The 12,019-nt window shown below is 39.9% G+C and carries 5 protein-coding genes, 2 tRNA genes and 3 rRNA genes; 9 read left to right on the forward strand and 1 reads right to left on the reverse strand.

Annotated features, from left to right (window positions below):
- Positions 1-82: 82 nt before the first annotated feature.
- From ACY0M5_RS04410 to ACY0M5_RS04450, 9 genes are all read left to right on the forward strand, one after another.
- A complete protein-coding gene (locus ACY0M5_RS04410; RefSeq protein ID WP_461630931.1) occupies positions 83-934 on the forward strand; it encodes a lysophospholipase in 852 nt (283 codons plus the stop codon).
- Positions 935-937: 3 nt separating this feature from the next.
- Positions 938-1,927, forward strand: coding sequence for a GSCFA domain-containing protein (locus tag ACY0M5_RS04415; RefSeq protein ID WP_124994362.1), 990 nt, complete (start codon positions 938-940; stop codon positions 1,925-1,927).
- A 617-nt stretch (positions 1,928-2,544) separates the two neighbouring features.
- Positions 2,545-4,064, forward strand: a 16S ribosomal RNA gene (locus ACY0M5_RS04420).
- Between the two features lie 146 nt (positions 4,065-4,210).
- Positions 4,211-4,284, forward strand: a tRNA-Ile gene (locus ACY0M5_RS04425).
- 86 nt (positions 4,285-4,370) lie between these two features.
- Positions 4,371-4,444 (forward strand) — tRNA-Ala (locus ACY0M5_RS04430).
- Positions 4,445-4,565: 121 nt separating this feature from the next.
- Positions 4,566-7,442, forward strand: a 23S ribosomal RNA gene (locus ACY0M5_RS04435).
- A gap of 106 nt (positions 7,443-7,548) precedes the next feature.
- A 5S ribosomal RNA gene (gene rrf / locus ACY0M5_RS04440) occupies positions 7,549-7,659 on the forward strand.
- The 16S, 23S and 5S rRNA genes sit together here with 2 tRNA genes alongside, the layout of an rRNA operon.
- A gap of 181 nt (positions 7,660-7,840) precedes the next feature.
- On the forward strand, positions 7,841-9,823 hold the full coding sequence (locus ACY0M5_RS04445) for a putative porin (protein WP_461630932.1): 1,983 nt from the start codon (positions 7,841-7,843) through the stop codon (positions 9,821-9,823).
- A 91-nt stretch (positions 9,824-9,914) separates the two neighbouring features.
- Positions 9,915-11,330, forward strand: coding sequence for an MltF family protein (locus ACY0M5_RS04450; RefSeq protein WP_461630933.1), 1,416 nt, complete (start codon positions 9,915-9,917; stop codon positions 11,328-11,330).
- Here the strand turns inward: ACY0M5_RS04450 and ACY0M5_RS04455 are convergent.
- Entirely contained in the window at positions 11,319-11,978 is a 660-nt protein-coding gene (locus ACY0M5_RS04455) for an NUDIX hydrolase (protein WP_461630934.1), read from the reverse strand. The genes ACY0M5_RS04450 and ACY0M5_RS04455 overlap by 12 nt on opposite strands.
- Positions 11,979-12,019: the final 41 nt, after the last annotated feature.

A 12,019-nucleotide genomic window follows, 5' to 3' on the forward strand; every position in this document is an offset into this window, starting at 1 on the left:
GGATTTTACTTTTTTTGTTCTTCCCGAAAAAGTTTGATGCCCCTCTGTACATGAATTTTATTCGTCGTTAATATCAAATTTGATGATACACAATATTTACAATCTAACTACAAATGATAATACGCGTTTGTTTTTTCAAGTTTGGCAACCTGCAGTTCCACCCAAAGCAGTAATTTGTTTAGTTCATGGCATTGGTGAACATTCTTCCAGATATCACAATTGGGTGGAACAATTTGTGGAAAAGAACATAGCTGTTTTACGTTACGATCAGCGGGGGCATGGTTTGTCTGATGGAAAAAGAGGAGTCATTCAATCTTACGAAAAATTAATGGACGATATTGATTTCGCTCTTAAGGAAGTAAAAAAGCATTTTGAAGATACCCCATGCTTTCTATACGGACATAGCATGGGAGGAGGAGAGGTTTTGAATCATTTAATCACCCGGAAATCGGATTATTTGGGCGTCATTTCCACTTCGCCATGGATTGTTACGCAGGAGGCACCACCGAAAATTGCAATTCCTTTTCTTCGGACACTTGCGAATTTATTTCCTTCCTTTAGTATTAAAACCAGCTTCGATGCTAAAATGTTATCTCATAACAAGGAGGTGTGCATTAAATATGATGAGGATGAATTGGTGCATCATATGGTTTCATTCAGATTATTTGTTGATGCTTATGATGCCGGATACGGTATTTTGAAGAATCCGGATAAAGTAAAAAAGCCATTATTGTTGCTGCATGGAAATAATGATCAGATTACAGACTCCAATGCAAGTAAAATTTTCTCGGAGGGAATTAAGGATTGCTGTACATTTATTCAGTACGATAAAGCTTATCATGAATTGCATAATGAATTCTGTCATCAAGAGGTTTTTACAGATATTATAAATTGGTTGGACGCTCTATTAGCAAAGAACAAGCAAATTATTTAGAATATGACAATTTTTAGAACTGAGGTAAAGATTCCAGCATCGCGGGATAAGTTTGGTTACAATTCAAAAGCAATTATGCTGGGTTCTTGTTTTACCGAGAATATTGGTGAGCAGCTCAGCAAATATAAATTTGATGTCAATACCAATCCGTTTGGAGTAATTTATAACCCGATCAGTGTAGGCAATAGTTTAAAAATACTAATCGAGAACAAAAAATTCTCTGAAGAAGATTTAAATTTTGCCAATGACATGTGGTTTAGTTTTTCTCATCACGGACGATTCTCCAATGCCGATGTGAATGAATGTTTGGATGCAATCAATACCGAAATTAAAAAGTCATCATTAGATCTCGCAAATTCAGATGTTCTTTACATTACATTCGGAACTGCCTGGGTTTATGAATTGCTTGATACTGGAGTGATAGTTTCCAATTGCCATAAATTACCAGCAAAGGAATTTCATCGTTACCGACTGGATGTTGACGAAATTGTCCAATTCTATAAAAAATTGATTGTTTCTTTAGCAATTTTCAATCCGGATTTAAAAATAGTTTTTACGGTGAGTCCAATTCGCCATTGGAAAGATGGAGCACATGGAAATCAGCTTAGTAAAGCGACTTTACTTTTGGCGATTGAGCAGCTGGTGGAGTTGTTTGAACAGGTGTCTTACTTTCCTTCTTACGAAATTGTTATGGATGAGTTAAGAGATTATCGATTTTATGGAGAGGACATGCTGCATATGAATACCACATCAGTCAATTATATTTGGACTCGTTTCGTTGATACATATATGGAGAATGAAACACTTGCCGTGATGAAACGGGTAGATAAAATTGTTTTGGCAGCCAGTCATCGTCCCTTTAATCCAGACACGGTCAGTCATCAGGAGTTTATTACCAGTACATTAAGTGATGTGAAGAAGTTAGAGAGTCAATATCCAAATATTGTCTTTGATAAAGAAAAATCACTTTTATTAAAAAATCTTCACCATTAGTCTGGACATTCTCATTTGAATTTTGTAATTTGTTTTTCCCATTCGGATAAAAAAATAGCTTCTGATTATCAGGCAGCTATTTCTTTTTGTGAAAAAACTTTATGGAATGGTTTGGAATTGGGAAAAATAATGGTTTATCTTTGCACCGCTTTCAACGGAAAGTGAGCAGGGTTTTGAGTGATTTGGGGAGTAATTTTTTTATCACCGGAACGGGTTTTATTTTTTTTTGAAATTTTTTCACTTTGGGATTAGGATATAATGAAATAAATGATTTATCTTTGCACCCGCTTTGGGAGCTAACGAGCTCGTGAGACCCTAGGAAACTTGGGGATTACAGCGAAATTGTCCTGAAAAAAAAAGTTGAAAAAAGATTTGCAGGTTTGGGATTTATTTCTTTATCTTTGCACTCGCTTTTAGAGACAGCAACGGCTGTCTTGTTTAAGAATGAAATTTTAGAACAGGTTGCCTTTTTAAGTAAGGGGTATACAGCCGACAGAAGTTCTTTGAAAATATTGGAAACAACAAGTTAGGTAAATACAGGGAATAAAACCTTGTCAAGTAAGAATTACGATAACTATAAATACATCCAAGAGCAGAATTATAACAAAAGTTTTTATACAACGAAGAGTTTGATCCTGGCTCAGGATGAACGCTAGCGACAGGCCTAACACATGCAAGTCGAGGGGTATAGGCAGCTTGCTGCTTAGAGACCGGCGCACGGGTGAGTAACGCGTATGCAACCTACCTTTTACTGGGGGATAGCCCAAAGAAATTTGGATTAATACCGCATAATATATTTGAATCGCATGGTTTGAATATTAAATCTACGGAGGTAAAAGATGGGCATGCGTAGCATTAGTTAGTTGGTGAGGTAACGGCTCACCAAGACTATGATGCTTAGGGGGTCTGAGAGGATAGTCCCCCACACTGGTACTGAGACACGGACCAGACTCCTACGGGAGGCAGCAGTGAGGAATATTGGTCAATGGGCGCAAGCCTGAACCAGCCATGTCGCGTGCAGGATGACGGCCCTATGGGTTGTAAACTGCTTTTTTACAGGAATAAACTTTGCTACGTGTAGTGAACTGAAGGTACTGTAAGAATAAGGATCGGCTAACTCCGTGCCAGCAGCCGCGGTAATACGGAGGATCCAAGCGTTATCCGGATTTATTGGGTTTAAAGGGTCCGTAGGCGGGCTTTTAAGTCAGTGGTGAAATCCCGGAGCTCAACTCCGGAACTGCCATTGATACTGAAAGCCTTGAATTTAGTTGAGGTGGGCGGAATACGTTATGTAGCGGTGAAATGCATAGATATAACGTAGAACACCGATTGCGAAGGCAGCTCACTAAGCTAACATTGACGCTGATGGACGAAAGCGTGGGGAGCGAACAGGATTAGATACCCTGGTAGTCCACGCCGTAAACGATGATTACTCGTTGTGCACAATACACCGTGCGTGACTGAGCGAAAGCATTAAGTAATCCACCTGGGGAGTACGTTCGCAAGAATGAAACTCAAAGGAATTGACGGGGGCCCGCACAAGCGGAGGAACATGTGGTTTAATTCGATGATACGCGAGGAACCTTACCTGGACTTAAATGTAGATTGACCGGCTTAGAAATAGGCTTTCTCTTCGGAGCAATTTACAAGGTGCTGCATGGTTGTCGTCAGCTCGTGCCGTGAGGTGTCGGGTTAAGTCCCATAACGAGCGCAACCCCTATCGTTAGTTGCTAACAGGTTAAGCTGAGGACTCTAGCGAGACTGCCACCGTAAGGTGAGAGGAAGGTGGGGATGACGTCAAATCAGCACGGCCCTTACGTCCAGGGCTACACACGTGTTACAATGGCCAGTACAAAGGGCAGCTACCAGGTGACTGGATGCTAATCTCAAAAGCTGGTCTCAGTTCGGATCGGAGTCTGCAACTCGACTCCGTGAAGTTGGATTCGCTAGTAATCGTAGATCAGCAACGCTACGGTGAATACGTTCCCGGGCCTTGTACACACCGCCCGTCAAGCCATGGAAGCCGAGGGGACCTGAAGTACGTAACCGCAAGGAGCGTCCTAGGGTAAAATTGGTAACTGGGGCTAAGTCGTAACAAGGTAGCCGTACCGGAAGGTGTGGCTGGAACACCTCCTTTCTAGAGATTGGAAGTATTGTACTATAGGAATTGAGATTCGATAAGAGTTTTAGACTGTATTTCCTGACTGATTGTTTTCATAAATTTATTTATACCATAACCCATAGCGTTAGGGTGTTTTCACCGCTAAGCTGATAGGTAGTAATAGTCCTGTAGCTCAGTTGGTTAGAGCACTACACTGATAATGTAGGGGTCCGCAGTTCAAATCTGCGCAGGACTACTATTTAATTATCCATTAGGAGTTATTGATTACGAATAGAACGTAATTAAATGATTTGTAATTTGTAATTGGAGTGAAACGATTATGGGGGATTAGCTCAGTTGGCTAGAGCGCCTGCCTTGCACGCAGGAGGTCATCGGTTCGACTCCGATATTCTCCACAAAAATACGATGGTGTATTTAAAGTTCTTTGACATATTGAAACAAAATTAAAGTAGAAGTAACAAAAGTAAAGAAACAGGGATGAATTCCGGTAACGGGATTTAATTTTTGTTAACACAATAAGAAGTAATTAAGAGCGTATGGCGGATGCCTTGGCTCTCAGAGGCGATGAAGGACGTGATAAGCTGCGATAAGTCATGGAGAGGTGCAAATAACCTTTGACCCGTGAATTTCCGAATGGGGCAACCCACCTATTTTAATAGGTATCCAGCAATGGAGGCAAACCCGGAGAACTGAAACATCTAAGTACCCGGAGGAGAAGAAAACAAAAGTGATTCCCCTAGTAGTGGCGATCGAACGGGGATCAGCCCAAACCTATATTGTTTCGGCAATGTAGGGGTTGTAGGACTGCAATAAGAGAAATGGCGTGAAGTGGAAGTGTTTGGAAAGACACACCGAAGAGAGTGATAGTCTCGTACACGTAAGCAAAATGCCTCCAGCAGTATCCTGAGTAGCGCGGAACACGAGAAATTCTGTGTGAATCTGCCGGGACCATCCGGTAAGGCTAAATACTCCTGAGAGACCGATAGTGAACAAGTACCGTGAGGGAAAGGTGAAAAGCACCTCGAATAGAGGAGTGAAATAGTACCTGAAACCATACGCTTACAAGCGGTCGGAGCACCTTTTGGTGTGACGGCGTGCCTTTTGCATAATGAGCCTACGAGTTACTCCTCACTAGCGAGATTAAGGGCTTCAGGTCCGTAGTCGAAGCGAAAGCGAGTCTGAATAGGGCGTAAAGTTAGTGGGGGTAGACGCGAAACTTGGTGATCTACCCATGGTCAGGCTGAAGCTCTGTTAATCCAGAGTGGAGGGCCCAACCCGTTGACGTTGAAAAGTCTTGGGATGAACTGTGGGTAGGGGTGAAAGGCCAATCAAACTGAGAAATAGCTCGTACTCCCCGAAATGCATTTAGGTGCAGCGTCAGAGTCGAGAGTTATAGAGGTAGAGCTACTGATTGGATGCGAGGGCTTCACCGCCTATCAAATCCAGACAAACTCCGAATGCTATAACTTATATCTGGCAGTGAGCCCGTGGGTGCTAAGGTCCACGGACGAGAGGGAAAGAACCCAGACCATCAGCTAAGGTCCCCAAATGTATGTTAAGTTGAACTAACGAGGTGAGATTGCATTGACAGCTAGGATGTTGGCTTGGAAGCAGCCATTCATTTAAAGAGTGCGTAACAGCTCACTAGTCGAGCGATCTTGCATGGATGATAATCGGGCATAAAACATACTACCGAAGCTATGGATTTAGAATTTATTCTAACTGGTAGGGGAGCATTCCAGCGGCGCAGAAGCAGTGTGGTAATGCATTGTGGAGCTTCTGGAAAAGCAAATGTAGGCATAAGTAACGATAATGCGGGTGAGAAACCCGCACGCCAATAGACTAAGGTTTCCTGATCAACGCTAATCGGATCAGGGTTAGTCGGGACCTAAGGGGTAGCCGAAAGGCGAACTCGATGGACAACGGGTTAATATTCCCGTACCGGCTTTAACTGCGATGGGGTGACGAAGAGATGAAAGCACCGCGAACTGACGGAATAGTTCGTTGAAGACCGTACGTGATGAGAGATGCAGGTAAATCCGCATTTTGAGCTGAAAGTCGATAGTACTGCAATGCTACGGCAGCGCAGATAGTGTGCCTAATTTTACTTCCAAGAAAAACCTCTAAGCTTCAGGTTAAAGCTGCCCGTACCTCAAACCGACACAGGTAGTCAAGTAGAGTATACTAAGGCGCTCGAGTGATTCATGGCTAAGGAACTCGGCAAAATAGTCCTGTAACTTCGGGAGAAAGGACGCTCTCAGCGATGAGAGCCGCAGTGAAATGGCCCAGGCGACTGTTTATCAAAAACACATGGCTTTGCAAAAACGAAAGTTGAAGTATAAGGCCTGACACCTGCCCGGTGCTGGAAGGTTAAGTGGAGATGTTATTTTCGGAGAAGCATTGAAATGAAGCCCCAGTAAACGGCGGCCGTAACTATAACGGTCCTAAGGTAGCGAAATTCCTTGTCGGGTAAGTTCCGACCTGCACGAATGGTGTAACGATCTGGGCACTGTCTCAGCCATGAGCTCGGTGAAATTGTAGTATCGGTGAAGATGCCGATTACCCGCAACGGGACGGAAAGACCCCGTGCACCTTTACTGCAGCTTCACATTGATTTTGGGTAAGTAATGTGTAGGATAGGACGGAGACTATGAAGCGGGTTCGCCAGGACTTGTGGAGTCAACCTTGAAATACGTCCCTTTGCTTATCTGGAGTCTAACGTCTGACGACGGACAGTGTGTGGTGGGTAGTTTGACTGGGGTGGTCGCCTCCAAAAGAGTAACGGAGGCTTCTAAAGGTACCCTCAACACGTTTGGTAATCGTGTGTAGAGTGCAATGGCACAAGGGTGCTTGACTGTGAGACATACAGGTCGATCAGGTACGAAAGTAGAGCATAGTGATCCGGTGGTTCCGCATGGAAGGGCCATCGCTCAAAGGATAAAAGGTACGCCGGGGATAACAGGCTGATCGCTCCCAAGAGCTCATATCGACGGAGCGGTTTGGCACCTCGATGTCGGCTCGTCACATCCTGGGGCTGGAGAAGGTCCCAAGGGTTGGGCTGTTCGCCCATTAAAGTGGCACGCGAGCTGGGTTCAGAACGTCGTGAGACAGTTCGGTCCCTATCTGTTGTGGGCGTTGGAAATTTGAGAGGATCTGACTCTAGTACGAGAGGACCGGGTTGGACGAACCTCTAGTGCATCTGTTGTGGCGCCAGCTGCATTGCAGAGTAGCTACGTTCGGAAGGGATAAGTGCTGAAAGCATCTAAGCACGAAGCCTACCTCAAGATGAGATTTCCTTTAAGGGTCGTTGGAGACTACGACGTTGATAGGTTGCAGGTGTAAAGGCGGTGACGTCAAAGCCGAGCAATACTAATTACCCTAAAACTTTTGAGTGCGGTGTTCATTTCTGAATTTTTTCGGATGTTATTTTTACTTTGATTTTTTTGATATGTCTATGATATTATCTTGAGGGTGTAAGCTCAATATTAGATGAATGATTTTAGGTGTCTATTGCATCGGGGTTCCACCTCTTCCCATTCCGAACAGAGAAGTTAAGCCCGATAGCGCCGATGGTACTGCCAACAGGTGGGAGAGTAGGTCGACGCCAACTTTTAAAGAGTCTTGTTCCAATGGAATGAGACTCTTTTTTGTTATATATGTAAATTTTTAACAGCAGAATTTCAATACAGATCGTAAATATATTCTCTTCTTTAACTCTCTCTAAGGTTTTTTAACCTATATTTTGAATCAATCCATTCAACTTAATAACAGTTTGTTTATCTTTGTTGGCTATGAAACAATTCTTCCTATTAGTAACAATTTTAGTTTGTCTTTGTCTGAATTCTTATGCTCAGGTGTATGATGGTGGTCCTGATGATCTTCAAAGAGATAAATTAGGGAGTAGAGGTAAATTGGGAAAGGAAGGTAATGAACTTGACAGTTTAGGCTATAATAATGTAAAATCTGTTATAAAGAGTTGGAAACTCACTGATTTTGCTTCGAGAAATGAATTAGTTGAATTGGATACAATTTTGGGCTCTCAACATAATTACAACCCAATATTTAAAAAGAGTATTTCCAATACTTATTTAGGCAATTTAGGTTCTCCATACTTATCAAATATTTATAGAGATCGCAATGTCAATGAACAGTTCTTACCGTTTTCGCCTTATAGAAACTATATGCTTAAACCGGAAGATATCGTATTCTTTAATACAACCACACCTTTTACAAGTGTTTATTACGAAACAGGTGGCCCTAAGGGACGAGCGGAGAATTTATTGAGAGTGTTGCAAACACAGAATATTAATCCTAACTTGAATGTAGGAGTTAGTTATAACTTAATTTCCAGTGATGGGCAGTATCAAAATCAGAAAACAAAGTTGTATGATTTTAGCTTTTTCTCTTCTTATAAAAAAGAAAGGTACGGGTTGGATTTTGTTTTGAATCAAAATAGTCTGAATAATGAGGAGAACGGTGGTTTGTCTGAAGATACTGACTTAACTGATAAAAGTGAGGATCCGGAAAATTTGGAAGTCCGGCTTGATGGTGCTAAAAGTAAATTGACCAATTTTAATTTTTTCATGAATCATTCTTATGGCATTGGTGAAGAAAGAGAAGTTATTCAGGAGAAGGATACAACTTATTCTTATCCTATAAATTTTATTTATAATTTTAAGTATGAATCAGATAGTTGGAGATACAAGGAAACAATAATCGACAATTCTTTTTATTCACATTATTATTATGATACTAAGTCGACATTTGATAAAGTTGAATATTCAAACATTAGAAATACGTTTCAGCTTGTATTTAATGAAAATAAAAACAAATGGATTCGTTTGGGAGCTAGGTTTGGAATTATAAGTGATCTTGGAAAATACAACACCAGATTAGCGGTAAAGGAAATTTCTTTTCATCAAACGGACACGAAAATTCATAATAATCAACTTCTTGCCGGTTTGTTTAGTTCAGCAGGTTCATCTTTAAATTGGAATGCAACCGGAAGGTATGTATTCGAAGGATATAAGCAAAATGATTTTGAGCTAAAATATGAATTAACAAAATGGATTGGAAAAAAAGATTCAATTCATCACGGTGTATCTGTTCTTGCTAAATTAAATTCTAAAACACCTGATTTTCTTCTTTCTAAGTACTATGGAAATAACCAGCAGTGGAATTTGAATTTGGATAAGATTACAGAATTAGAGCTTGGAATTGAATATTTTAATGAGAAAAGGAATTTAAAAATAGGTGGGCAAATTAACCAAATAGATAATTATACTTATTTTGGACTGGATACTATTCCAGAACAAACAAGCAAAGGAATTACGGTATTGACCGGATATTTAGAAAAAAGATTCAAGTTGGGAAACTTTTATCTAAACCAAAAGTTAGTTGGTCAAAAAGGATCTGAGGATAAAATTTTACCATTACCAACTTTTTCAATCTATAGTAATAATTACTATAAAAATACATTTTTTAAAGGCGCACTTGGGCTTCAAGTAGGATTTGCAGTACATTACAATACTGCATTTTATGCCCCTGACTATATGCCATCAACAGGACAGTTCTTTTTGCAGAATCAGAAAGAAATTGGTGATTATCCTAAGGTTGATGTATACATTAATTTTAGAATTAGACGTACTCGGATATTTGTTATGTATGAGCACATGAACGCGTCGATTGGCAGTAAAAATTATTTTGTTGCTCCACACTACCCTCTCAATCCAGCCATGTTAAAATATGGACTAATCTGGACTTTTTACAATTAAGGATTTATTATAAAAACCAAGAACTGGAATCAAATATTTCTAGGTTGGAAATCTGATTTTTTCTAATTTTTAATTAGGAAAGGAAAAAGTTATGTCTGGAATCAAATATTTAAAATTATTTATCCCCGTGATTTTCATGGTCTTTCTTCAGACTTGTAATCAAAACCGTAAGATGGTTGGATTGCAGATTGAGGAGAAACCAGTTGTGGAGTTAAAGCATGTAAAACTTCGTGGGAAGTTGCGTGTGGTTACGGATTACAATTCCACCAATTACTTTGTATACAAGGGGCATACAATGGGGTTTCAATATGAAATGCTGGAAGCTTTGGCTAAACACTTAGGTGTTAAATTGGAGCTGACTGTAAACAATGATTTGGTATCCGCTTTTGCTTCTTTGGAACGAGGTGATGTGGATTTATTAGGGATGAATTTAGCAGTGACAACTGATCGCATGGAGAAATTCAATTTTACGATTCCTCATAGTCAGTCGCCGCAGGTATTAATTCAGCGGAGTCCTGTTAATGATTCTATTGGTTTCATTAGGAACAAGGCTGATTTAGGAGGTAAGCGAATTCATGTACAGTCAGGATCATCATTTCAAGAGCATTTGGTAAAACTCTCTAATGAAATGAAAATGCCTATTGATATAGTAGTTGTTGATATGTTGGAGGAAGAGGGGCTGATATCGATGGTAGCCAGTGGTGAGATCGATTATACTATTGCAGATGAAAATGTTGCGATGGTTAATTCTTCGTATTATCCGGGTATTGAGTTTAAGACAAGTGTGAGTTTACCTCAGAACCTGGCATGGGCATTGCGCAAAGGAGCGAATCATTTAACTCATGATGTTAATATGTGGTTAATGAATTTTCAAAAAACGAAAGAATACAAACGAATATACCAGCGATATTTTAAGAGTAGCCGAATTGAAGAGATGATGCAAAGTGAGTATTTTACTGTAAAAAGTGGTAAGATTTCGGATTTTGATGATCTTCTTAAGGAAAAAGCGAAAATAATAAATTGGGATTGGAGATTGCTGTCAGCTTTGATATCTCAGGAATCAAATTTTGATCCTAAGGCGCAATCATGGGTTGGTGCTTTTGGTTTAATGCAATTGATGCCCGAAACAGCTTATAGATACGATGTTGATTCACTTTCTTCTCCTATTGAGAATGTTGATGCCGGAGTTAGGCATTTAAAATATTTAAAAGGGAAATTGGACAAGACTCTGTCTGACAAGACGGATGAGTTGAAATTTTTACTTGCATCATATAATGTTGGATTAGGACATGTGCTGGATGCAAGACGATTGGCAGAAAAAAATGGTAAGAATCCTGATCAATGGAAGGGAAGTGTCGACTATTATTTATTGAATAAATCGAAACCGGAGTTTTTTAATGATCCGGTAGTGAAATATGGTTATTGCCGTGGTTCGGAGCCTTATCAGTATGTGAATAAAATTTTGGTACGTTATAATAATTACCAAAACATTGTATTACTGAATTAGTCTGGCTCGAAGAAACATCTCTCTTAATTCGGATAGAATCATTGCAGTGGCTCCCCAAATTTTGTGCTCTTTTGCTTGAAAATAAGGAGCGTGAATTTCGAATCCGTTTTTGTTAATGGTGAAATTGCTAATATTCTCTTTTCCTAATAGTTGAGATACAGGCATTTCGATTATTTCTTCAACTTCGAATTCATTCAATTTAAATTCAGGTCTTTTTTCGCAATATCCTAATACGGGTAAAACCATAAAATTACTGACTGGAATGTAAAGTTCTGTTAAGAAGCCTAATATTTTTATTTTTTTGCAGTCGACACCAAGTTCTTCATTTGTTTCTCGAATTGCAGTTATTGTTCTATTTGCATCACTTTCTTCATATTTTCCTCCAGGTAAACTAATTTGACCACTATGGCTGTTGTTTCCTGTTGTTCTTTTCATGAAAGGAATATACAATTGACCATTGTGAGGATAAAATAATAATAGAACACTACTATCCCTGGCAATACTAGGATCACTTGTTTTAAGGGCGTGATCCCGAATCGACGGGGACATTAAATTTTGAGCCTCGAAACCAGGCAATCCATTATTTAGTTCATTATTTACTAAACTGGTAAATTGTTCAAGGTCAAATATCGTTTCTAAAGTACTCATAAAGGCTTTTTTCTAATAGTACTTAAAGATAATAATAATGT

This window comes from Labilibaculum euxinicum (genome assembly GCF_963678175.1).
In the GTDB taxonomy this organism is placed as follows: Bacteria; Bacteroidota; Bacteroidia; order Bacteroidales; family Marinifilaceae; genus Labilibaculum; species Labilibaculum euxinus.

What these genes read in the sequence shown, in the direction of transcription:
- ACY0M5_RS04415 (WP_124994362.1), top strand. Translation starts at nt 938, where the DNA reads ATGACAATTTTTAGAACTGAGGTAAAGATTCCAGCATCGCGGGATAAG.
- ACY0M5_RS04410 (WP_461630931.1), top strand. Translation starts at nt 83, where the DNA reads ATGATACACAATATTTACAATCTAACTACAAATGATAATACGCGTTTG.
- ACY0M5_RS04450 (WP_461630933.1), top strand. Translation starts at nt 9,915, where the DNA reads ATGTCTGGAATCAAATATTTAAAATTATTTATCCCCGTGATTTTCATG.
- ACY0M5_RS04445 (WP_461630932.1), top strand. Translation starts at nt 7,841, where the DNA reads ATGAAACAATTCTTCCTATTAGTAACAATTTTAGTTTGTCTTTGTCTG.
- ACY0M5_RS04455 (WP_461630934.1), bottom strand. Translation starts at nt 11,978, where the DNA reads ATGAGTACTTTAGAAACGATATTTGACCTTGAACAATTTACCAGTTTA.